This is a genomic window from Sorangium sp. So ce302 (genome assembly GCF_051530145.1).
Lineage (GTDB): Bacteria > Myxococcota_A > Polyangia > Polyangiales > Polyangiaceae > Sorangium > Sorangium cellulosum_B.
The window spans coordinates 10,136,256-10,159,124 of the sequence record NZ_CP150326.1 but is presented as its reverse complement, the minus strand read 5'-3'; the positions used below and the strand labels follow the sequence as shown (position 1 = coordinate 10,159,124).

General features: G+C 71.8%; 18 protein-coding genes. 5 read left to right on the top strand and 13 right to left on the bottom strand.

All coding sequences use genetic code 11. The features are described 5' to 3' along the window. Positions 1 to 18: 18 nt before the first annotated feature. Together ahpF and ahpC are read right to left on the bottom strand one after the other, a co-directional pair. Positions 19 to 1,581, bottom strand: a complete 1,563-nt coding sequence (ahpF, locus tag WME73_RS38505; protein WP_437741260.1) for an alkyl hydroperoxide reductase subunit F — start codon at positions 1,579 to 1,581, stop codon at positions 19 to 21. A gap of 83 nt (positions 1,582 to 1,664) precedes the next feature. Continuing rightward, positions 1,665 to 2,228, bottom strand: a complete 564-nt coding sequence (gene ahpC / locus WME73_RS38500) for an alkyl hydroperoxide reductase subunit C (RefSeq protein ID WP_437710813.1) — start codon at positions 2,226 to 2,228, stop codon at positions 1,665 to 1,667. A gap of 133 nt (positions 2,229 to 2,361) precedes the next feature. On the opposite strand from ahpC, the gene WME73_RS38495 reads away from it, so the two are divergent. Together WME73_RS38495 and WME73_RS38490 are read left to right on the top strand one after the other, a co-directional pair. Beyond that, complete coding sequence (locus WME73_RS38495) at positions 2,362 to 3,327, top strand: hydrogen peroxide-inducible genes activator (protein ID WP_437912822.1); 966 nt, start codon at positions 2,362 to 2,364, stop codon at positions 3,325 to 3,327. A gap of 140 nt (positions 3,328 to 3,467) precedes the next feature. Continuing rightward, positions 3,468 to 4,298, top strand: coding sequence for an EI24 domain-containing protein (locus WME73_RS38490; RefSeq protein ID WP_437912821.1), 831 nt, complete (start codon positions 3,468 to 3,470; stop codon positions 4,296 to 4,298). Positions 4,299 to 4,337: 39 nt separating this feature from the next. On the opposite strand, the gene WME73_RS38485 is transcribed toward WME73_RS38490, so the two are convergent. From WME73_RS38485 to WME73_RS38455, 7 genes are all read right to left on the bottom strand, one after another. After that, positions 4,338 to 4,928, bottom strand: coding sequence for a Uma2 family endonuclease (locus WME73_RS38485; RefSeq protein ID WP_437912820.1), 591 nt, complete (start codon positions 4,926 to 4,928; stop codon positions 4,338 to 4,340). 95 nt (positions 4,929 to 5,023) lie between these two features. After that, on the bottom strand, positions 5,024 to 6,724 hold the full coding sequence (locus WME73_RS38480; RefSeq protein WP_437912819.1) for a delta-60 repeat domain-containing protein: 1,701 nt from the start codon (positions 6,722 to 6,724) through the stop codon (positions 5,024 to 5,026). Between the two features lie 115 nt (positions 6,725 to 6,839). Further along, positions 6,840 to 7,964, bottom strand: a complete 1,125-nt coding sequence (locus WME73_RS38475; protein ID WP_437912818.1) for a prohibitin family protein — start codon at positions 7,962 to 7,964, stop codon at positions 6,840 to 6,842. A 68-nt stretch (positions 7,965 to 8,032) separates the two neighbouring features. Next, positions 8,033 to 9,940, bottom strand: coding sequence for a PAS domain-containing protein (locus tag WME73_RS38470; RefSeq protein ID WP_437912817.1), 1,908 nt, complete (start codon positions 9,938 to 9,940; stop codon positions 8,033 to 8,035). 115 nt (positions 9,941 to 10,055) lie between these two features. Beyond that, complete coding sequence (locus WME73_RS38465) at positions 10,056 to 10,841, bottom strand: ABC transporter permease (RefSeq protein ID WP_437710805.1); 786 nt, start codon at positions 10,839 to 10,841, stop codon at positions 10,056 to 10,058. A 5-nt stretch (positions 10,842 to 10,846) separates the two neighbouring features. Next, positions 10,847 to 11,653, bottom strand: coding sequence for an ABC transporter permease (locus tag WME73_RS38460; RefSeq protein ID WP_437741253.1), 807 nt, complete (start codon positions 11,651 to 11,653; stop codon positions 10,847 to 10,849). Then, the gene (locus WME73_RS38455) at positions 11,650 to 12,693 is read right to left on the bottom strand and encodes an ABC transporter ATP-binding protein (RefSeq protein WP_437912815.1); all 1,044 of its coding nucleotides are present in this window, start codon (positions 12,691 to 12,693) and stop codon (positions 11,650 to 11,652) included. Before WME73_RS38455 ends, WME73_RS38460 begins: the two co-directional genes overlap by 4 nt. A 115-nt stretch (positions 12,694 to 12,808) precedes the next feature. Here WME73_RS38455 and WME73_RS38450 point away from each other — a divergent pair, with 115 nt between their 5' ends. Continuing rightward, a complete protein-coding gene (locus tag WME73_RS38450; RefSeq protein ID WP_437912814.1) occupies positions 12,809 to 15,208 on the top strand; it encodes a protein kinase domain-containing protein in 2,400 nt (799 codons plus the stop codon). Between the two features lie 56 nt (positions 15,209 to 15,264). Here the strand turns inward: WME73_RS38450 and WME73_RS38445 are convergent, their stop codons facing one another. Next, the gene (locus WME73_RS38445) at positions 15,265 to 16,446 is read right to left on the bottom strand and encodes an FIST signal transduction protein (RefSeq protein WP_437912812.1); all 1,182 of its coding nucleotides are present in this window, start codon (positions 16,444 to 16,446) and stop codon (positions 15,265 to 15,267) included. A 133-nt stretch (positions 16,447 to 16,579) separates the two neighbouring features. Here WME73_RS38445 and WME73_RS38440 point away from each other — a divergent pair, with 133 nt between their 5' ends. Both WME73_RS38440 and WME73_RS38435 read left to right on the top strand, forming a co-directional pair. Next, positions 16,580 to 17,335 carry a PP2C family protein-serine/threonine phosphatase gene (locus tag WME73_RS38440; protein ID WP_272104357.1) on the top strand — a complete coding sequence of 252 codons (756 nt, stop codon included), beginning with the start codon at positions 16,580 to 16,582 and terminating at the stop codon, positions 17,333 to 17,335. Positions 17,336 to 17,367: 32 nt separating this feature from the next. After that, the gene (locus WME73_RS38435; protein WP_437741249.1) at positions 17,368 to 17,685 is read left to right on the top strand and encodes a hypothetical protein; all 318 of its coding nucleotides are present in this window, start codon (positions 17,368 to 17,370) and stop codon (positions 17,683 to 17,685) included. Positions 17,686 to 17,748: 63 nt separating this feature from the next. On the opposite strand, the gene WME73_RS38430 is transcribed toward WME73_RS38435, so the two are convergent. From WME73_RS38430 to WME73_RS38420, 3 genes are all read right to left on the bottom strand, one after another. Continuing rightward, a complete protein-coding gene (locus tag WME73_RS38430; RefSeq protein ID WP_272104360.1) occupies positions 17,749 to 19,806 on the bottom strand; it encodes a PrkA family serine protein kinase in 2,058 nt (685 codons plus the stop codon). Between the two features lie 260 nt (positions 19,807 to 20,066). Continuing rightward, positions 20,067 to 21,263: a YcbK family protein gene (locus WME73_RS38425; RefSeq protein ID WP_437852527.1), complete on the bottom strand. Its 1,197-nt coding sequence runs from the start codon at positions 21,261 to 21,263 to the stop codon at positions 20,067 to 20,069. Between the two features lie 288 nt (positions 21,264 to 21,551). Next, positions 21,552 to 22,541 (bottom strand): L-threonylcarbamoyladenylate synthase, encoded by a 990-nt coding sequence (locus WME73_RS38420; RefSeq protein ID WP_437912810.1) that lies wholly within the window; start codon positions 22,539 to 22,541, stop codon positions 21,552 to 21,554. Positions 22,542 to 22,869: the final 328 nt, after the last annotated feature.

Genomic DNA, 22,869 nt, shown 5'->3' with positions numbered 1-22,869 from the left:
ACCTCGGCCGGAGGGCGCTCAGTCCGCCGGCGCGGTGGCGCGGATGAGGTGCTCGAAGGCCCCGAGGGCGGCCTTCGCGCCGTCGCCGAGGGCGACGACGATCTGCTTGAACGGCGTGGTCGTCATGTCGCCGGCGGCGAAGAGGCCGGGCACCGACGTCTGTCCGCGGTCGTTGACGACGACCTCGCCGAGGCCGTTGAGCTCCACCGTCCCCTTGATGAACCCGGTGTTGGGGAGCAGGCCGATCTGCACGAACACGCCCTCGACCCCGATCTGGTGCTGCTCCTTCGTCTCGGTGTGCTCCCAGCGGAGCCCGACGACCTTCTGCCCGTCGCCCACCACCTCGGTCGTGCGCGCGCGCGTGACGATCTCGACGTTGGGCATGCTCTTGAGCTTGCGAACGAGGACCGCGTCGGCGCGGAGGGCGGGGGCGAGCTCGAGCAGGGTGACGTGGCCGACCACGCCCGCGAGATCGATCGCCGCCTCGACGCCGGAGTTGCCGCCGCCGATGACGGCCACTCGCTTGCCCTTGAACAGCGGTCCGTCGCAGTGCGGGCAGTACGTCACGCCCTTGGTCCGGTACTCGGCCTCGCCGGGGACGTTCATGTCGCGCCAGCGGGCGCCCGTCGCCAGGACGACGCTCTTCGCGCGGAGCGTGGCGCCGCTCGCCAGGCGCAGCTCGAACGGTGAGCCGGGGGTGATCGACGCGACGCGCTCGTGCTTGATGAGCTCGACGGGGTACGCGCGCACGTGTTGCTCGAGCGCCGCCGCGAGCTTGGGCCCGTCGGTCTCCACGACCGAGATGAGGTTCTCGATGGCGAGGGTGTCCATCACCTGCCCGCCGAAGCGCTCGGCGACGATGCCGGTGTCGAGGCCCTTGCGCGCCGCGTAGATGGCCGCCGAAGCGCCAGCGGGCCCACCGCCCACGATGAGCATGTCGAACGGCTTGCGCTGGTCGAGCGCCTCGGCGCGCTTCTTCACGGAGGAGCCGTCGTCGAGCTTGGCGAGGATCTGCTCGATCTCCATCCGACCCTGGCCGAAGGGCTCGCCGTTCAGAAAGACGGTCGGCACGGCCATGATCTTCCGCTGCTCGACCTCGCCCTGGAAGAGGGCGCCATCGACGGCGACGTGGCGAACCCTCGGGTTCTTGGCCGCCATCAGGTTCAGCGCCTGCACGACGTCGGGGCAGTTCTGGCACGATTGAGAGAAGTAGGTCTCGAACCGAAGCTCGCCGTCCAGCCGCGCGATCTGCTCGAGCGCCTCCGCGCTCACCCGCGGCGGATGGCCGCCGACGTGCAGGAGCGCGAGGATCAGCGAGGTGAGCTCGTGACCGAGCGGGAGCCCCGCGAAGATCACGCGCGGCTCCTCGCCAGGGGAGTGGATGCCGAACGACGGCGTGCGCCCTTCGCCCTCGCGCCGCTCGTGGAGCTCGACGAGGGACGAGGCGCTCGCGACGTCGCGCAGGAGCGCGCGCATCTCCTCCGACCCCTGCGAGTCGTCGACGAAGGCGGTGACCGCGACGGGACGGGTCAGCCGTCCGAGGACGTCGCGGAGCTGGGTCTTGATGGAGTCTTCGAGCATGGCTGCGTTCCTTCCGGCGAGTACGAGCGGGTCACGAGCGCTGTCGGGCGTCGCCGCGGAACGCGCGGCGACGCCCGAACGCCTCAGATCTTGCCGACGAGATCGAGCGACGGCTTGAGGGTCTTCGCGCCCTCGTCCCACTTCGCCGGGCAGACCTCGCCCGGGTGCGTGGCGACGTACTGGGCCGCCTTGACCTTGCGGAGCATCTCCGCCGCGCTGCGGCCGATGCCGAGGTCGTGGATCTCGTAGACCTTGATGACGCCGTCGGGGTTCACGAGGAACGAGCCGCGGAGCGCGAGGCCCTCCTCCTCGATGAGCACGCCGAAGTTGCGCGAGAGGGTGGCGGTCGGATCGCCGACGAGCGGGTAGTTGACCTTCTTGATCGCCGCGGACGTGTCGTGCCACGCCTTGTGCGCGAAGTGCGTGTCGGTGGAGACGCCGTAGATCTCGACGCCCAGCTTCTTGAACTCGCCGTGGAGGTCCGCGAGGTCCTCGAGCTCGGTCGGGCACACGAAGGTGAAGTCCGCGGGGTAGAACACGAAGAGCGACCACTTGCCGAGGACCGACTCGTGCGAGACGTCCACGAACTTCCCCTGGTGGAACGCGGTGGCCTTGAACGGTTTGATGCGGGTGTTGATGAGCGACATTCTCTCTTCCTCGTTTCGGGGCGGGGGCGTCTCGTGCCTCCGCGCCGTCGAGAGGCAACGTGGTCGTTCTGCGCCGGCGGTGCAAATCGAACGATTTTATGAATCGTTCACTTTTTATGATACTCCTCCGGCCATGGACCTCGAGCAGGTGACGCTCACGCAGCTCCGCTACGCCGTGGCGGTGGAGCAGACCCGCAGCTTCCGCACCGCGGCCGAGCGTTGCCACGTCTCGCAGTCCGGGCTCAGCATGCAGGTCCAGAAGCTCGAGGAGCTCCTGGGTACCGTGCTGTTCGACCGCAGCAAGAAGCCCGTTCTGGTGACCGAGGAGGGGGCGCGCGCCATCGCTCAGATGCGCGAGATCCTCCGGGAGACGGAGCGGCTCGGTCAGATCGTCGCCGGCGACGACGCTCCGGCGGGGCGCTACCGGCTGGGGATCATCCCGACCCTCGCTCCCACCGTGCTGCCCCTGTTCCTCGATCCCTTCGTGAAGGCACACCCGCGCGTCGAGCTGTTCATCGAGGAGCTGAAGACCGAGGAGATCATCGAGCGGCTCGCCGCCGACACCCTCGACGCGGGGCTCGCTGCGACGCCGCTCCACGCTCCGGGGCTGAGCGAGACGCCCCTCGGACACGAGGCGATGGTCGCCTATCTCCCCGAGGGCGACCCGCTGCTCGACCGCAAGTCGGTCACGCAGGCGAACCTCAGCGATCGCGAGCTGTGGGTGCTCCCGGAGGGGCACTGCTTCCGGAGCCAGGTGCTCTCGTATTGCAGGAGCGGCCAGGCGAGGCCCCCGCGCGGCGTTCAGCTCGAGAGCGGCAGCTTCGAGACGTTGATCGGCCTTGTCGACACCGGGCTCGGAGCGACGGTGCTACCCGCGCTCGTGGCGCAAGGGCTGCCCGCCGAGAAGCGCCGCGCCCGCGTGCGGCCCCTCGCCCGGCCGATCCCGCTCCGGGAGATCGGCCTCGTCACGTCGCGGACTCAGCTGCGCAGGCGCGTCACCGAGGCGCTCGCGGCCGCGATCCGCGAGCACCTCGGCCGCGCGCTCGGGCCCTCGCCCCCGGGCGGGAGCGTGCTCGATCCGCTGCTCCCCGAGGGCTGACGAGGCAGGCTCGGAGGTCATCCACGCATCGACGATGAGGCATCCTTCACTGCACGGCGGGCGGAAGCTCGTCCAGAGACGGATGCCAGCGCGCGGAAGGTGTTGACCGGACGCACGACCGCTGGGACGTTCGTGGCCGGATGATCACCCCCGATGCTCCCCGCGGCTCTCTCACGGCGCCCGCGCAGCGCCCGACAGCGGGGCTCGTGCCGCTCGAACGCCCCGGCTTCGGCGCGGGCCTCAAGGCCATGCTGGGCGGCTACGGGTACCTCTTTCGCACGCCGGACCTCTGGCCGCTCGCGCTCGTCCCCACGGGCATCGCGCTGGTGCTCATGGTCGTGCTCTCCATCGTCGGCGTGAAGCTCGCGCCTTCGCTCGTCGAGCTGATCGTGAGGGAGCCGGGGACGGGGTGGCCCTGGACCGTGCTCATGGCCGTGCTGCGGATCCTCTCGCTCGCGGTGGTGCTCGTGGCCGCCCTCGTCATCTCGTTCGGGCTCGCGAAGCCGCTCTCGGGGACCGCGCTGGAGCGGATGGTGCGCAGGGCCGAGGCCGATCTCGGGGCGCCCCCGTGGCCGGAGGTCGGCTTCTTCGCGGACATGTGGCGCGCGCTGCAGTCGTCGCTCGTGGCGCTCGCCTTCACGCTCCCGATCCTCATCGTCCTCGGCGTAGTGGGTCTCCTCTTCGCGCCGGCGAGCGTCGTCGTCGTCCCGCTCCAGCTCGCGGTGACGGCGCTCGCGGGGGCCTGGGACCTCTGCGACTGCCCGCTGTCGATCCGCGGCGTGCCCGTGGCAGAGCGGATCGCTTTCGTACGCCGGAACCTCGCCGCGGTGACGGGCTTCGGCTTCGGCCTCGCGCTGCTCTCGTTCTTGCCTTGCGCGCTGCTCATCGTGCTCCCGGCCGGCGTCCTCGGGGCGGCTCGGCTCGTCGTCGCGCTGGAGCGGTGGGAGGCCACGGAGCGAGCGCCGCGCTGAGCTCGGGCTGCCCGGGGAACCGAACGGCACGGCGGTCTGCTACGTCGCCCAGAGCACCGAAAGATCGAGCTCGACGGCCTCGAAGGGCTCGACTCGCACGCGCGCAGCGTCGCGGTGGACGGCGGCGGGCCCAAAGCCCCGGCCCGAGACGAGCGAGAAGACCTCCAACGTCCGTGCGATCGGGTCGACCAGCCATGCGTGACGCACGCCTTCGCGCGCGTAGATAGGCATCTTCTCGTCACGGTCGACAGACGCGGTCGACGGGCTCAGCACCTCGCAGATCCAGTCCGGAGCGAGCGCGAAGTAGGCCGTCTCCGGCAGCACCGGCATCCGCTCGCGGCGCCAGCCGGCGAGGTCGGGCACGAGCGCGTCGATCTCGCCTGGCGCGTCCGGGTCGGGGTAATGCAACTCCGGCTCGTCCAGGATCCACCAGCCGCCCGGCCCACCATCGCCGAGGCCGAAGGGGCCGCCGATCTTGATCCCCAGGACCGAGCTCGCGTTCGCATGTCGGGGCGCCGGGCGGGGGAGGACGTGGAGCACGCCGCCGATGAGCTCCGCCACCTTGTTCGCCGGGACGGCTTCGAGGTCGGCGTACGTGGCGCGGCGCTGCTTCTCGGCGGGCTGGCCCATGCCCGAAGCCTGCCCGGGGGCGGGCGGCGGGGCAACCGAGCACGATCCGGTCGGCGGGCCCGCGCTCCGGCGCGGGGAGGTCCGTCGCGCCGCCGCTACATCCAGAGCCGCGCCACGATCCCGTACGTCCCTGGACCTGGCACGCCCCCCTGGTTCTCGCCGCAGATCACGACCTTCTGGCCCGGGTAGACCGCGGCCCGCTGGATGCCGCCCGAGTCGCCGACATACAGGGAGAGCACGCCGCCGACTCCGAAGTTGGGATCGAGCCTGCCGTCGCGCAGGTAGCGCGCGAGTACCGGCCCGGGTGTGGCGCCGCCGGTCGCATTGCCCACGACCAGGATCCGGCCGTCGGGGAGCACGATGGCGTCCTGCGCCACGTCGTCGCCGTCGGTGATCGGGAGCGCGACGACGCCCGACGCGCCGAAGCTCGGGTCGGCGGCGCCGTCTTCGAGGAAGCGGCGGACCTCGAAGTCGGCGCTCCCGTCCTTGCCGACGCTGCCGCCCACGAGGATGCGGCCGTCGTCGAGGACAGCGACCGCCGCCGTGCGCTCGCTGCTCGCGGACGTGCCGAAGACCTGCTGGCCGCCGGTCCCGAAGGTGGTGTCGGGCTGCCCGTTGGCCAGGAAGCGGGCGAGGATGCCGTCGGACTGGCCCCCCGTGTCCACCTCGCCCACGACCAGGATCCGGCCCTCGCGGTCGACGACCACGGCCCTCGCGGTGGAGGCGCGGTCGAGCGCCCAGAAGCCGTTCGGCGCGGCGAAGGCGGTGTCGAGCCTCCCATTCGAGGACACGCGCGCCACCATCATGCGCGCGTCGCGAGCGCCGGCGACGAGGATCTTGTCGTTGGCCAGGACGAGCCCATCCACGACCGTCTCTTCGCCGCCCGTGTCGAGCAGCGCCTTGCCGTTGTTGCCGAACTCCGGGTCGGTGGTCGCGCCGTTCGCCCCGACGCGCCAGAGGGCGATGTCACGCGGCTCCGGGATCTCGTGCCAGCCCATCGCGATGATCTTGCCGTCGACCTGGTGCCCCACCGCGAACGACTCGGCCTCGGAGCCCGAGCTGCTCCCGATCCTCGTCGACAGCAAGGCGCCGCCGGCGAAGTCGGGATCCAGCGCGCCGGCGCTGGTCAGGCGCGCTATCTTCATCGAGGAGCCGCCGACGCCGCCGATGCCCCAGCCGGTCGCGACGATCCGCTCGCCGACCACCTCGATATCGGTGAAATAGCCGCCGTCGTCGTTCCCGAAGCGCACCGGCGCGATGCCCGTCGCCACGCCGAACGTGGCGTCCAGTGAGCCCGGGCGGCCGGTCACGAGCGCGTTCGTCACGGCGGCGGTGCTCTCCAGGGCGCCGGAGGTCGCCGCCAGGGTGAAGGAGATCGTGTTGCCCAGGGCGAGCGGCGCCTCGGCGCCTACCACGATCTCGGCCTTCGTCTCCTTGGCGGCGATCGTGATGCGATCGACGACGAGGCCCGCAGGAGGGCTCACCGCCGCCACCGTCACCTCGCCATCGAAGCCGCCAGTGCGGCGTATCTCGATCTCGACAAGGTTCTTTCCCCCGAGAGGCACCGTGACGTTGGGCGTCAGGACGACGAGCGCGAGATCCATGCTGGAAGGCGCATGACCGCCGCCGCCGACCTCGCCGCCTGCCTCGCCGCCGCCGCCGCCAGCCCCGGAGGTCGCGCCCCCGCTCCCTTGAGACGTCTGGCCGTCGGGCCTGCCCGTGTCTGGATCGTCGCTCACGTCATGAATGCCCAGGATCTGCTGGCAGCCCGCGAGAGCGAGCGGGAGCGAGGGCATACACAGAAGCGGGAGCAGGGCGGCGAGCCGCCGGCGAGGGCGCATTGCCGCCATCGTCGCACCCCCCCTCGCGACGTCAATCCAGACCACGAGCTCTCCCGCCGCCCGGAGCTGCTCAGGGCGCGCCGGCCGGCGCTTGCCCAGCCGGCTTTTCCGCGGGCTTCGCGCCCTCGTCGCCGCCCGCGCCCGTCGCCGCCCCGCCAGCCGGCGCCGCCTCACCCCCTGGCGCCGTCTCCTCGAGCAGCTCGGTCAGCTTCTGCTCAGCATCCTTGTCGAGCGCGCTCTTCATGTCGAACGTCAGCATCGGCAGCGGGCCCTGGTTCATCGCCGGCAGGCGCCCGTTCCATCGCTCGAGCGCGCGGTACTGCAGCACCGCCGGCGTCGTCGACAGCCGGATGATCGTGTTCGCCTTGGCCTCGGAGCGCGCGCGGATGAGCAGCGCGTCCGCCTCGCCGCGGGCCCGCTCCCGCGCCGACTCGGCCGCGCCGCGCGCCGTCGCGATCGCCTGGTCGGCCTCCGCCCTCACCTGACGTACCCGGTTCTCGGCCTGGATCGCCTTCTGCGTCGCCTCCATCGCCTGGTTGATCGCCGCGGCCACGTTCTCGGGAAGCCTCAGCGCGCCGTTGATCGTGAGCTGATCGATCCGGATGCCGTCCTTCTCGATCACCAGCTCGAGCTCCTTCGTCACGTCGTGGATGAGCCTCGTCTTGCCCGACCCGTAGATCTCCTGGACGGGCATCTTCGACGCGACCGAGTTGAACGCCTCGCGCACCGCGTTGCGCACGTAGCGATCGGCGAGCCTCATCAGGTCGTTCTCCCGGAAGCGCAGGTACAGGTGGGGCGCTTTCTCCGGGTCGATGTGGAACGACATCCCGATGTCCGCGCCGACGTTGACGCCCTCGGAGGACGAGAATGTGATCGACTCGTCGACCGCTCGGCCCTCGTGCGCCGACGCCGTCCAGACCACGTTCTGCACGCTCGTCGGAAACTGCACGATCTGCTCCGTGAGCGGGTTGTAGAACACCCAGCCGGTCACGACCGGGATGTCGCTCACGCCGCGGTTCGAGCCGGCGAGCTTGACCCGGATGCCCACGTGCGCGGCGTCGATCCGCGTCACCGTGGTGCACGCGACGAACAGCATCGCCACGAGGAGCACGAGGCCGAGCGCGACGCCGCGGACCGCGCCGGCGACGCCGCCGCCGCTCGAGCGCCCGAACTTGATGGAGGGGATCTTCGCCATGGGCGAGGTTCTACCTCAACCCCTGCGCCTTACGAGGAGGTCGAGGGCGCTCGCGCCGGCGGCGCCGCTCACCCGTCGCGCGAATCGCGCGTCCCCTCCGCGTCGTCCGCGCGCTCGCGCCCCGCCCTGCGCTTGCGCCGCCGCTTGACCGACACCCCGCTCGACTGCATCGCGAAGAGGAGCGCCTCCCGGAGGTTCGAGAGCGTCTTGATGTTCGACAGATCGAGCCCCAGCGACACCACCGTCTGCGCCACCTCGGGCCGGATGCCGACGACGATGCCCTGCGCCCCGAGCAGCGCCACGGCGTCGATGAGCCTCAGCACGTGATCGGCCGTGGCCGCGTCCACGGCGCTCACCCCGGTCAGATCGATGATCGCGTGACGGCAGCGGGTCCGCGCCACGGCCTCGAGCAGCACCTCCATCATCTGCTGGGCGCGCTCCTCGTCGAGGACGCCGAGCACCGGCATCGTCAGCACCCCCCTCCAGACCTCGATGATCGGCGTCGACAGCGCCCGGATCGCCTCCTGCTGCTGCTCGATGATCGCGAGCCGCTCGTTCAGCACGGCCTGCTGGCGCTTCTTCTCGGTGATGTCCGTCCCGCCGCCCGCCATCTGGAACGGCACGCCCTTGTCGTCCCACTCGGCCATGCCGCGGGCGAACACGTCGCGGTACTCGCCGTCCTCGCGCCGCAGCCGGTACTCCACCTCGAAGGGCCGCCGCTCCTCGAGGTGAGCCCGCAGCGCGGCCTGCACCGCCCTCTGGTCGTCGGGGTGCACGCGCTCGAAGAAGCTCGCGAACGTCCCGCCCCACGCCTCGCGGCGGACGCCGATCATCTGGAGCATGCGATCGCTCCACTCCACCGTGTCCTCGCGGATGTTCCAGAACCAGACGCCCTCGTTCGACGCCTCCGCGAAGAGCCGGTAGCGCGCCTCGCTCCTCCGGAGGGCGGCCTCGGCGCGGCGCAGCTCGGCCACGTCGGTGGTGCCGCCGATCCACCGGAAGATGTTCCCCGCGGCGTCGCGCTGCGGCAGCGCGCTGACCACGTGCTCCCGGTACGTCTGATCGCTCGCCCGCCGCAGGCGGAACTCCGTGTGGTACGGCTCGCCCGTCGTGAGGCTCCGGGTCCACGCCGCCACCGTCTTCGGGACGTCGTCCGGGTGCAGCACCGCGAGCCAGCCCTCACCGATCATCTGCTCCTCCGTGCGGTCGAAATAGTCGAGGACCGCCCGGTTCACGAAGTTCAGCTGGCCGTCCGGGCGCGCGGTCCACACCTGGAGGGGCATGGCGTTCCCGAAGAACCGGAGCTGCGCGTCCAGGTCGCTGAGCGGCGCGTCCAGCAGCCCAGCCCCGCTCGCCGGGCCGCCGGCCCCGCGCACCCGGCTCGGCGGCGGCGCGTCCCGCCCGTCCGGCTCCTCCACCTCCTCCGGCCCCGCCCAGGAGGCGCCCCCGAGCGCGCGGAGGAGCGGCTCCTCCAGGTCGAGCGTGCGCTCCGCGCGGCTCTCCGCGACCCGCGCGCGCACGAGGCGGAGCAGCTCCCTCCGCACCTCCTCCTCGATCCGGCCGCGCAGGTAGTCCTTCGCGGAGGCCCGCGACTCGGCGAACCTCACCGACTCCGCCGACAGCTCCGCGATGTCCAGGAAGATCCCGAGCGGCGCGCAGGGCCTCGGCGTGATGCGCAGCGCGAGGGTCGCGTCGAGTCGGTGCTCCTCCGCTTCCCCATCCGCGTCGACCCGCACCGTCACGGCGTGCGGGATCGAGACATCGAACGCGCCGCTCATGCTCCGCGTCGCCGCCGGGTCGCCGACCTCGAAGTCCATCGTGAGCCGCGATGGCCTGCCGAGGACCTCGAGCTCCCGCTCCGCGCGGCGCCCGACCGGGAGGAGGGCGATCACCTGGCGGCGTATCACGTCCTCGGTCATCGCGAGATCGACGATGCTCCGACCCAACTCCTCGAGCGTCAGCCCTCCGTCCTTCACCGCGTCTCCTTCCCGATCCCGCTCTCCCCCCGGTGTCCGTTAGCCCTCCTCGCGCCCGGAGGGCAATCGTGTGACGTTAACGCACCGCGCCGCTCGCCGGAAGCCCTCGCGAGGCTCAGCTCGACGCCGATGTGTACCGGCCTATCGCCCGCTTCCACACGCCGCGCGCGACGGCGCCGAAGGTGAGCGCGCCGAGCGCCGCGGCGGCGGCCGTGCGCGGTGCGATGGTGCCGAGCATCGCCTCCGCCGGGTACGTGGTCATCAGCCCGAGCGGGACGATCACGGTGAAGACGACGCGCCAGAAGCCGCTGAAGATCGTGACCGGCCAGCGCGCGAAATCGAAGATGGAGTTGAAGAGGTAGGCCAGGTTGTCGAGGCGCACGACCCAGAACGCGGCGGAGATGACCAGGATGCACATGGAGTAGAGCACCAGCGTCGCCGTCACGAGCAGGCAGAGCGCGAGCGCGACGTGGGCGGGCGCGGGGGCGCGCCCCATCTGGGCGAACGCGTAGGCGAAGATCGCCACCGCGGCCGCGGCGTCCACGACCTTGCGGATCTCGAACCGGGCCGTGGAGACGAGGAACTGCGCGTCGGCCGGCTTGAGCAGCGTGAAGTCGAGCGTGCCCTTCCGGATCTGGTCGACCACGCTGATGAGCGACGGGTTCACGGCCCCCTCGAGGATGCCCTTGAGCAGCGTGAACCACCCGACGACGACGAGCGCCCGCTCGTACGTCCAGCCCTGCACCGGCGGCCGGGCCGCGAGCGCGATGTGGAGCGGGACCAGCCCGACCACCGTCCACACGACGGTCATCACCGCGCCGAGCAGGAAATCCCACCGGTACTGCATCCCGAGCGCGATCGACACGCGCAGCTGCGTCGCGAGCAACCGGAGGTAACGCATGCCGCTCACCCGCCGAACGCCGAGAACCGCCGGATCCCCGCGCGCCACGCGACGAGCGCGGCGGCGGCGGACGCGGCGGCGAAGGCCCACTGCACCGCGAGCTCGGTGAGCGCGCGGCCCGGGTCGAGCAGGCCGGTGATGAGCTCGACAGGGAACGCGAGGCTGTAACGGAACGGCAGGACCCGCGCGAGCTCGGCGAGCCACGAGGGGAACAGCTCGATCGGGACGAGGTAGCCGGCGAAGACCATGAAGGCCGCGAGGTAGACGTCGAACACCGCGGTCGAGCTGTCGATCACGAACGCGAGCGAGCCGATCAGCGCCATCGTGAAGAAGTTGATCGCCCAGGCGCCGGCGAGGGAGAGGACCCAGAGCCCGAGCTCGAGCGCCGTCGGCTGGAACCGCTCGCCCGACGTCGCGACGAGCGCGATGACCGCGATGGGCAGGCAGAGCGCCGCCCGGAGCGGCAGCGCGGCGAGGTTCTCGGCGGCGTACGAGAAGAGCGGGTGGATCGGCCGGAGCAGGCGCTGCGAGAGGGCGCCGCTCTTGATGTCCATGTTCATCTCCCAGACGAGCCACGAGCCGGTCAGCTGCCGGACGATGAGGATGGCCAGGAAGTACGCGGAGAAATCGCGCGCCCCGAAGCGGCCGACCGGCGCGCTCGCGGCCACCGCCGACCAGAGCGCGAGGCTCACGAGCGGCATCGTCGTCGTGAGCATCCAGATCAGCATCTCGGCCCGGTACGCGAGCGCGGCCGCGATCCCGACGCGGAGCAGCGTCGGGAACGCCCGGGCGGCCCGAGCGAGCCCGCTCATGACGCGGCCCCGCCCGTCGAGCCCGACAGCTCGCTTTCCGGCTCCGCCGAAGGCTCCACGCCCGAAAAGAGCTCGCGCATCACCTCCTCCAGGGGAGGATCCTCGACCGTGAGATCCGAGATGTCGGTGTGGCCGAGCAGCCAGGACATGGCCTCGCGCAGCTCCGCCTGCGGCACCTGCAGCACCGCGCAGCCAGGATCGAGCGAGAGGACGGCGCCCACCCGCTCGAGGAGCGCCTGGTCGACCGGGCTCTTGAAGTGCAGCGCGATCCGCTTGTGGGGCCGCATGCTGCGGACGAGCGCCGCGAGGTCGCCGTCGTAGCGCAGCCTGCCCTTGTCGATGACGATGACCCGCGGACAGAGCGCCGCCACGTCGTCCATGTAGTGGGACGTGAGCACGATCGTCGCCCGCCGCCGCTCATTGTAGCGGCGGATGAACTCGCGGACGCCGAGCTGCATCGCCACGTCGAGCCCGATCGTCGGCTCGTCGAGGAACAGGATCTCCGGCCGGTGCAGCAGGGCCGCGGCCAGCTCGCACTTCATGCGCTCGCCGAGCGAGAGCTGCCGCGTCGGCTTCGTCGCGATCTCGGCGATGCCGAGGAGGTCTTCCAGCTCACCGAGGGTCTCCTTGAAATCCGCGTCGTCGATCCCATAGATCGCCCGGTTCACCGCGAAGGTCTCGGCGGGCGGGAGGTCCCAGAGCAGCTGCTGCTTTTGCCCCATCACGAGGGTGATCCGCTTGAGGAAATCGGGCTCACGGTGCCGCGGGACGAAGCCGGCGACCTCGACCTTGCCGCCCGACGGGTGGAGGAGCCCGGAGAGCACCTTCAGCGTCGTCGTCTTCCCGGCGCCGTTCGGGCCGAGGAAGCCGACGCGCTCGCCGGGCGCGATCGAGAACGAGAGGTCCTCGACGGCGTGGACGACCTTGGTGCGGCGCCGGAAGAGCGAGCGCACGGAGGCCGAGAAGCCGGCGGCGCGCTCGTGGACCTGGTACGTCTTGGAGAGCGACTCCACCACGATGGAGCTCGACGCCTCTGCCATGGGCGGCGGAGACTAGCACCTCCGTGCTGGAGCTCCCGCGACGGTCGGCGCTCGACCGGCCGATCCCGTGGGCTAATCTCGTGACGCGGGGGGCAACGGCCGCCGGAATTCCCCTATGCCGCAGAGCTTCAAGGACGACACGATCCACGACCTTCCGCTCGCGGCGAGCGGCGAGCGGCAAGCGGCCGACCCCGCGGACGCCGTCGCGACCGGCCCGCGGCAGGTCCTCGCAGGCCGGTACGAGCTCCTCGGGCTGGTCGGCATCGGCGGGATGGGCAGCGTCTACCGCGCCCGCGACCTGGAGCTCGAGGAGCTCGTCGCGGTCAAGGTGCTGCGCCGGGAGCTCAGCGTCGCGCCGGAGGTGACCGATCGGTTCCGGCGCGAGGTGCGGCTCTCGCGCAAGGTCACGCACCCGAACGTGGCGCGGGTCTTCGACATCGGCGAGCACGAGGGCGACCGGTTCCTGACGATGGAGTTCGTCGACGGCGAGCCGCTCGCCGCGCTGCTCGCGCGCGAGCGGCGGCTCGGCATGAGCCGCGCGCTGGACGTCGTGGAGGGCGTCTGCGCGGGCCTCCATGCCGCGCACCGGGCCGGCGTCATCCACCGTGACCTCAAGCCGGACAACGTGATGCTCGGGCGCGACGGGCGCGTCGTCCTGACCGACTTCGGGATCGCGCGCGCGGTCGCGAGCGGCGAGGCGGGCAAGACGCTGGGCGCGGTCATGGGGACGCCGGCGTACATGGCGCCCGAGCAGGTGCAGGGCGCCGACGACGTCGACGCGCGCGCCGACATCTACGCCCTCGGGGCGATGCTCTTCGAGATGCTCACGGGCGAGCGCGCGTGGCAGGGCGACGCGCCGCTCGCCGTCGCCGCGGCGCGGCTCTTCGCCGACCCGCCGGATCCGCGGCTCCGGCGCGCCGACCTGCCCGACGCGCTCGCGCGCGTGGTGCTCCGCTGCATGGCGCGCGAGCGCGGCGACCGGTATCCGTCCGTCGAGAGCGTCGTGCACGACCTCGCCTCGCTCACCCGCCCGGCCACGGTGACGCCGCCGGCGTTCACGCCGCCGCAGGGGCGGACGGCGGTCTCCGGGGTGACCCCGGGGGCGAGCTCCGGGGTGGCCGAGCACGGCGGCAAGAGCGTCGTGGTCCTGCCGTTCGCGAACCAGGGACCTGCGTCGGACGCGTACCTGGCCGAGGAGCTGACGGACGATCTCGTCGACACCCTCTCCATGACGCCGGGCCTCCGGGTGAGGCCGCGCGGGGCGCTCGGGCGGCGCTCGTCCCCCGAGCTCGATCCGCGCGAGATCGGGCGCGAGCTCGGGGTGCAGGTGGTCGTCGGGGGCTCGGTGCGGCGGCGCGACGGGACGGTGCGGATCAACGCGCGGCTCATCAGCGTCGCCGACGGGTTCCAGCTGTGGGCGAAGCGCTTCGATCGCCCCGAGGCGGAGGTGCTGCGGATCAACGACGAGGTGGCCGAGGCGGTCGCGGAGGCGCTGACGCTCGACGGGGCCGTGCCGAACCGCACGGCGCCGAGCGATCCCGTCGCGCTCGACCTGTTCCTGCGCGGGCGCCACGAGTACCGCAGGTTCTGGCCGGAGCACCAGGAGCGGGCGATCGCGCTGTTCGAGCAGGCGCTCTCGCGCGCGCCCGAGGATCCGATGATCCTGTCGGCCTACGCGCTTGCGCGCTCCCGCTTCTGGTTCTTCACGGACCGCGGCGGGGAGCTCGCCACGGAGGCGGCGTCGCGCGCCGTCGCCGCGGCGCCCGGGCTGCCGGACGCGCGGCTCGCGATGGCGTCGGTGCGGTTCCAGCGCCTCGACGTGGTCGGCGCGATGCGGGAGCTCAAGGCGGCGCTCGCGTGCCGCTCGGGCAACGCCGAGGCGGAGGGCCTCATCGGCCACATCCTGCTCGAGTGCGGCGCCTTCGAGGAGGGCGCGCGGCGCGCCCGGTCCGCGCTGGCGCGCGATCCCGAGGTGGTGCTGGCGGCGCAGGCGCTGGCGCGCGCGTACACGCTGCTGGACAGGTGGTCGGACGCCGACGACGTGATCCGGGCGCATCCGACGGTGGGCAGCGGATCGGGCTACACCGTCCTGCGGATGCGCCGCGTGCTCTGGCAGCGCGATCCGGAGGTGGTCGAGAAGCTCTCTCAGAGGCGCGTGAGCGAGGCCTTCCCGGACCTCCCCACGCCGTTCGCGCAGGTGATCGATGACCTCATCGAGGGGCGGCTCTCGGACGTCCGGCCCGTGCAGGTCGAGGGGGAGCGCCCGGCCGTCACGGCGCTGCGGCGCACGTCGTTCATCCGGCAGCTCCAGGCGGAGTTCGCGGCCTTCCTCGGCCAGCGAGAGCTCGCGCTGGCCGCGCTCGAGCTCTCGCTGGCCGACGGCCTGTTCGACCTGATCTGGCTCGAGCGCTGTCCGGTCCTCGCGCCCCTGCGCGACGAGCCGCGGTATGCGGCCGTCCACGCGGCGGTGCAGCGGCGGGCCTCCGCGGTGGTCGCGGTCTACCGCGAGCGCTGAGGCGCGGCGCTCGGCTCGACACGCGGAAAAGCGTGCAGCTCGGCGCGGAAAAGCGCTCAGCTCGGCGCGCGAAAAAGCGCGAGCACGCCGGTATAGAGGGCGAGCCTGGCCTGGCCCCGGGCCCAGGGGGCGATCTCGAAGCTCGAGTGCATGCCGGCGATCGGGAGGTCGGCGAAGCGCTGGCGCAGGATGCGCGCCTCGACGTCGGGCGTCCCGTACAGGCCCTGGCCGCGCCCGGCGCAGGTCAGGTAGAGCGCGAAGCGGGGGGCCGACCCGAGCGCGCTCCGGGACACCTGCCGAGCGATCCCCTCGAGCCCGGAGCGGCTGGCGGCGGCGTCGCGCACCGCGAAGGCGAGGCGCGCGCCGGGCCTCGCTTCGTCGCCGAGCAGGAGCCCCCGCCGCGATGGATCGATGCCGCGGACCGGCCGCAGCACGTAACGCACGGAGTCGGGCGCCTCCGCCTCGGCGTCGCCGCGGTCGGCGCCCGGCGCGGCCGGTGGATCGAGCGGCGGGTCGGCCAGCGCGGCGAGGATGAGCTGCTGCGCGCTGGGCGGCTCGCCGAGCGTGGCGGTCGCGGTGGAGAGCAGGTCGAGCGCCGGCCGCCCGCCGGCGCGGAGCACGATGCCGCCGCTCGCCTCGTCGATGCGGTGGAAGCCGGAGAGCAGCCTGGCGGCGGGCGAGGCGTCGACGAGCGGCGGGGCGAAGCCGGTGATGGCGAGGCCCGTCGCCGGGCCCTCGATGAGCTCGCCTTGCGACGTCACGCCGATGGCGGAGCCGGAAGCCGTCCCGGCGCCGAAGAGGCACGCGTTCGGCGCGGACAAGGCGAGCGCCTCGAGCCGCTCGGGCGCGAACGCCCCGGGCCGGGCGAAGAGGATCGCCGTCGCGGAGCGCTGGCCGACGGTGCGGGCGAGCGTCTCGCGCAGGAGGCGGCTCGGCTCCTCGGCGCGCTCGGGCAGCGCGAAGGGGGTGACCTGCCCGCCGGACCACAGCACGCCGCTCGCGCCGGTGTCCCCCTCGATCTCGCCGCGCTCGCTGAGCACGCCCGCGGCCGGCACGACGCAGGCGGGGACGCCGCGCCAGGCGCCACGGACGAGCTCGGCGACGCCCGAGGCGCGCTGGGCGAGCTGTCCGGAAACGAAGACGACCCCGCCCGACGGCGACGGGACCGCGCTGCGCAGGTCCGCCAGGTGCTGGAGAAGGCCATCCGGCCCACAGGTCGCGGAGAAGCTTCGTGCCATGGCTGGCTCGCCCATCTTAATCGAGCCTCCGACCACTCGACAGGCCCCGCTGAAGAAGTTTATCGTGCGACAGTCGCGCCGGCGCCTCGGGGATTTCCTCACGGGACGGCGAGCGAAGGACCGGGCAACCTCGATGAGGATCCAATCATTTGGCCGCACCGATGTCGGGCGCCACCGGCGCGCCAATGAGGATGCGTTCTTCCGGGACGACGAGCTCCGGCTCTACATCGTCGCGGACGGCATGGGCGGGCACGCGGCCGGCGAGGTCGCGAGCGCCGAGGCGGTCGAGACGATCTACGGCATGGTGAAGCGGGGCCTGCCCGCCATCGGCGATCCGAACGAGCCGCTGACGCAGCCCAAGGCGCGCGCCGTGCTGCGCATCCTCGAGGGCGCGATCCAGGCGGCGACGTACATGGTCTTCGCGATCGCCGAGCTCGATCGCGACAAGAGCGGCATGGGCACGACGATCAGCGCGGCGCTCATCGTCGGCGGCGCGCTCGTGACCGGCCAGGTGGGCGACAGCCGCATCTACCAGGTCCGCAACGGGACCGCGGTGCAGATGACCGAGGATCACACGCTGATCGCGTGGCAGATCAAGAACGGCCTCATCTCCGTGGACGAGGCCAAGAGCTCGCCCCACCGCAACGTGATCACGCGCGCGGTCGGCAACCGGGACTACGTCGAGGTCGACACCTCGATCGTCGCCGTCGAGGAGGGCGATCGATACCTGCTCTGCTCCGACGGGCTGCACGGGTATCTCCACGCCGAGGAGGAGGTCGCGAGCATCGCCTCGAAGGGCGGCGACGTGGCGGTCGACCTCTTCATCGACCTCGCGAATCGGCGCGGGGGGCGGGACAACATCACGGCGGTGCTGGTCGAGGTGGGCTGACGCGCCCGCGCGAAAATGGCTAGGCTGCCCGCATGGCGCTGAAGGACAGACTGGTCACCGAGGGCATGAGGCTCGCCGCGAACCCGAACGTGGCGAAGCTGATGCAGGACGAGCGGTTCATGCGGCTGTTCATGACGGCGATGAGCGTGCCCGGCCGGGTCTCCTCGTTCACCGCGGAGCAGAAGGAGACGTTCGCCAAGGCGATGGGCCTCTCGACCGTCGAGGAGGTCCGCGACCTCAAGCGGACGGTGGCCTCCCTGGAGCGCGAGGTCGCGACGCTGGAGCGCGAGATCGCGAAGCTCCGGCGGGACGGGGAGCGCGAGCTCGCGAAGGTCAGGCGCGAAGGCTGAGCCTGGGGGGGCGAGCGGCGCGGCGCGCGCTGCCTGGCAGCGCCGCCGCGCCCTCGCGACGGGTCACTTCGTATCGCCGCGCGCGTAGATGCTGGCGACGTAGTCGAGCACGTCGCGCGCCGAGACCTCGTTGTACCCGAAGTACTTGATCATCCGGGTCTTGATGATGTCGATCTTCTCCTGCGTCTCCTTGTCGATGACGCTCGACACGAGGGTCTGGAGCTTGATCGCGTCCTTCTGGTCCTCGAACAGCTTGAGCTCGAGGGCGCGGCGCAGCCGGTCGTTCGTGTGCCACTCGAACTTCTTGCCGTCGACCGCGAGCGCGCCGATGTAGTTCATGATCTCGCGGCGGAAGTCGTCCTTGCGGTTCTCGGGGATGTCGATCTTCTCCTCGATCGAGCGCATCAGCCGCTCGTCGGGCTCGACGTCCTCGCGGGTGAAGCGGTCCTTCACCTTCTCCTTCAGGGTGTAGGCCTTGATCGAGTCGATGTAGTTCGCGGCGAGCTTCTGGATCGCGTCCTCGTCGGCGCTGATCGCCCGCTGCACCTCGTTCTTGACGATCTCCTCGTACTCGCGCTTCACCATCCCGATGCACTCGGTGAAGCGCTTGCGCTGCTCGTCGTTCGTGATGAGCGAGTGGTGCCTGAGGCCCTTCTCGAGCTCGCTCATGACCATGAAGGGGTTGATCGTCCCCTCGCCGAGGTCGTTGACGAGCGCGTTCGAGATCTTGTCCTGCACGTAGCGGGGGCTGATGCCCTCCATGCCCTCGCGCGACGCCTCCTTGCGGAGCTCCTTCACGGTGTCCTGCGTGTAGCCGGGCAGGACCTTGCCGTCGTAGAGCTTCATCTTCTGGACGAGCGAGAGGTTGTGCTTCTTCGGGTCCTCGAGCCGGGTGAGCGCGGCCCACATCGCGGCGACCTCGAGCGTGTGAGGGGCGATGTGCTTGCCGCGGATCTTCTCCTTGTTGAAGTCCTTCTCGTAGATCCGGATCTCCTCCGACACCTTCGTGATGTACGGGATATCGATCTTGATCGTGCGGTCGCGGAGGGCCTCCATGAACTCGTTGTTCAGGAGCTTCTTGTACTCGGCCTCGTTGGTGTGGCCGATGATGACCTCGTCGACGTCCGTCTGGGCGAACTTCTTCGGCTTGATCTTGTGCTCCTGCGACGCGCCGAGCAGGTCGTAGAGGAACGCGACGTCGAGCTTCAGCACCTCGATGAACTCGACGATGCCGCGGTTCGCGATGTTGAACTCGCCGTCGAAGTTGAAGGCGCGCGGGTCCGAGTCCGAGCCGTACTCGGCGATCTTGCGGTAGTTGATGTCGCCGGTGAGCTCGGTCGAGTCCTGGTTCTTCTCGTCCTTCGGCTGGAAGGTGCCGATGCCGACGCGGTCCTTCTCGCTGAGCACGAGGCGGCGCACGCGCACGTGCTGCATCACCTTCGACCAGTCGCCGCCGTACTTGTCCATCAGGCGGTTGAAGATGAAGCGGCACGCGGGGTCGAGGTCGCCCTCGGTGCGGACGTGGTGCTGCGCGCTCGAGAGGCCGAGCTCGCGGAACGCGCGGTCGCGCCACGCCGGCGGGACGAGGCGCAGCGGCTCCTCGTGCATCGGGCACTTGAAGCGGGCGCTCTCCGTCCCGGCCATGCCGACGTCGTCGAGGTTCACCCAGTCGAACGTGTAGAGCGCGCCGTCGGGGGTCGTCGAGTAGTGCTCGATGCCCTTCTTGAGGAGCCGGGCGATCGTCGACTTCGACGAGCCGACCGGGCCGTGCAGCAGGATGACGCGCTTCTCCGGGCCGTACCCCTCGGAGGCCGCCCGGAGCACGTGGACGAGCCGCATCAGCGGGATGTCGAGCCCGTACACGGCGTCGGCGCCGCCGTGCATCTCGTCCTTGAAGAAGTTGTACCGGATGAGCTTCTTCTTGTTGTCCGTGTACTCCTCGATGCCGTAGCGGATGATCATGTCGTACGCCCGCTGGAACGCGTTGCGCGTCACCTGCGGGTTCTGGCGCACGATCTGGAGGTACTCTTCGAACGTGCCCTCCCACGCGAGATCGCGGTAGAGCGCGAAGTCCTGCATCGCCGCGATCTTCTCAACCATCCCTGTCCGCAACTCGCCCATTTCGCACCCTTTTTCTCCAGGGCGACCGCGGGGCGGCCTTGGCCGCCGGAGGTGCGGGGGACAGATCTCGGCTCGCCGAGCTCCGCCCCCGTCTCGCGTCGCGCGCCCAGGGGGAAGACACCAAGCTTAACACCGATCTCGGGGAGGCAAGTCACCGCGCCCCGAGGCGCGCTCCATCCTCCGGAACGGGAGCGCGCGGCGGAGCAGCCGGTCGCGCGGGTGGAGGTGCGAGGTGCGAGGGCGACCGCGGGGAGGCGACGTCAGCGAGGCGCGGCCCCGCCGGAGCGCGCTCCCTGCGCGCTTCCCCAGGAGAGCCCGCCGCTCTCGACGACGCCGGGCCAGGAGTCGACGTATTCCGACGGCTCGCCGGGGCCGGAGATGTCGATCCAGAAGACGCGCCCGGCGCCCGGGCGGCGCACGTCGACATGGACGAACTTGCTGTTCGGGTAGAACCCGCAGCCCACGTCCTCGAGCGTGCGGCAGAACTGAAACAGCGCGGTGTTCGGGACGCCCATCACGAGGATGTCCATGGCGCGCCCCTCGGCGTGCTGGCTGTGGTGCGTGCCGGAGGTCGGCCTGCGCGCGGCCGGCGCGTCGCCCGCCGGCCGCGGCCTGTACCCGCTGAAGATGTGGATCCCGCGGCGCGGGAAGGCGTCGGCGATCTGCTGGAGCAGCCAGAGCAGGCGCGGGTGGACGAGGCGGACCTGGGGCACCCACTCGAGCGCCCGCTGCCAGGTGTCGGCGTCGGGCTCGTCGGGGAGCTCTGCGCCCGGGTCGGGCGCGTCGGGCGGACGGGCCATGATCGACAGGCGATCCAGCGCGCCGGGCGCGACGGAGCCGTCGCAGCGCACCAGCTCGAAGGCGTCGTGCTGGCCGCCGTACCGGGCGAACTGGACCGGGCGTCTGCGGCAACGCCAGTCGAGCGGCTGCTTCTTCGGCGGATCCCAGAGCAGATCGAAGCCGTTCGAGGAGAGGCTCGGCCCCGTGGTCGCGAGCACCGGCGGGCTGAGGATCGGATCGAGCTGGCGGAACCACGCCGGCGCGGCCGGATCGAGGCGGAGGGTGCCGGGCGGCTCGAAGGGGGTGAAGGGGGACCAGGCGCTCGCGAACGCCGTGGAGCCGAGGGCGGGGGAGGCGAGCGCGTGCTCGCCGAGCGCGTCCGCGGCGTCCGGCCGCGCGCCGCCCCAGGCGAGCTGCCACCACGGCTGCTGCCGCCATTTCCCGTAGGCGCTGTTCAGGTAGAGCCGAAACGGTCCGGGGCGCTCGACGGCGGCGTTGTGGAAGGCGCGGAGGAGCGGCAGCTCCGGCGCGACCGTCTCGTTCAGGTTGAAGCTCGCGCGCTTCGGCGGCTCGTCGAGCAGGCTGGCGCCGGCGCGCTGGGGGGCGGCGACGAGCGACGCAGCGAGGCCGAGGGCGGTCGCGAGGCTGTGGACGGCGGCGCGGGACGTTGCCGGCATGGGATCGACGAGGGGCGCGAGTCGAGCGAGGAAGGTAGCTCACCCAGCGGGCGGGCGACCCTGATTTGCCACAAACCGCCAGCTCGGGGGATGAAAACACACCCGTGGGGGGCCCTTAGGCGTCAACCACGCTTCGCGCCGCGTTCTCCTACATCCGAACGTTTACGTGGTCGTGGTCGTGGTCGTGGTCGTGGTCGTGGTCGTTCACGGCGTACCGTTGACGACCACGACCACGACCACGTAAACGACCACGACCACGTTGGTGACCGATGGGCGCGCGGCGCGCGCTCAGGGCGCCGCGGAGGCGCGCGTCAGCCTGTCCCGCACCGCGTCCCACGCAGGATCCTCGGGGACGGCGGCGATGACGATCACGTCGCAGCCGGCATCCTCGAGCCGGTGCAGCGCGGCGTAGAGCGCCGCGGCGTAGCCGGCGGGATCACCGGGGAGGAGCTCGGCGTGCGGCCCGGTCGCGGTGCGGCTGCCGTGCTCGACGGCGCCGGCGCGCGACCCGGCCTGCGCAGCGCGATCGAGCTCGCCGCGGACGGCCTGGGCGGGGACCAGCGCGACCTGCGCGCGGGGGGCGTAATGGCGCGCGTGGGTCCCCGGGGACGGGGCGCGCTCGGCCGGGGCGGTGATCAGCCCGGCGGCCGCCTGGAGCGGCACGAGCGCGGCGATCGCCTCGGCCGTGACGTGCCCCGGGCGGAGCACCCGCGCCGGCGAGCGCGTGACGTCGACGATGGTGGACTCGATGCCCACGGCGGTCGGCCCGCCGTCGAGGATCGCGTCGATGCGCCCGCCGAGGCTCTTCTCGACGTGCTCGGCGGTGGTCGGCGAGATCTCGGTGGATCGGTTGGCGCTCGGCGCGGCGATCGGCAGCCCGACCGCGTCGAGCAGGGCGCGCGCGACCGGGTGGACGGGGATGCGGATCGCGACCGTCGGCCCGCCGGCGGCGACCACGTCGGCGACGCGGTCGGGCCGGCGCGCGACGATCAGGGTGAGGGGCCCTGGCCACATGGCCTGCGCGAGCCGCTCTGCGTCCGGCGGCCAGCCGTCCGCGAGGGCGCGGGCGGACGCGACATCGGGGACGTGGACGATCAGCGGGTTGCCGGGCGGCCTCCCCTTCGCCTCGAAGATGCCGCGCGCCGCGCGCGCGTCGTCGGCGCGCGCGCCGAGGCCGTACACGGTCTCCGTGGGGAAGGCGACGAGCCCTCCGTGGCGGAGGATCTCGGCGGCCCGTGCGATGGATGCCACGTCAGCGGCGAGCCGCTCGGTTCGCATGCGCCGCGGTCCATGTTGCCCGGGCGCGCAGGAGGCAAACGAAAAGCGACGCGCGCGGCGCGGGCCGCTGGGCGCGCTGTGCGGGCGCCGTCGGCGCTTGCGGCTCGGCCGTGCGGCCGGAGGGAGCGGCTGTCGCCGGCATCGATCCAGCGCAGCGCCACGCGAGGTAGCCGGAGCGGCGCGATGGGGAGGCGGCCAGAGCGGCGCCATCGAGCAGGGCGGGTGACGAGGAGCATGGGCGCGAGCTCGGCGCAGCCGTTTCCGACGTTGCGGCCGCCGAGGCCGAGATCGACGAGCGCGTCTGCGAAGCTGGTTCCTCCGCCGTGGT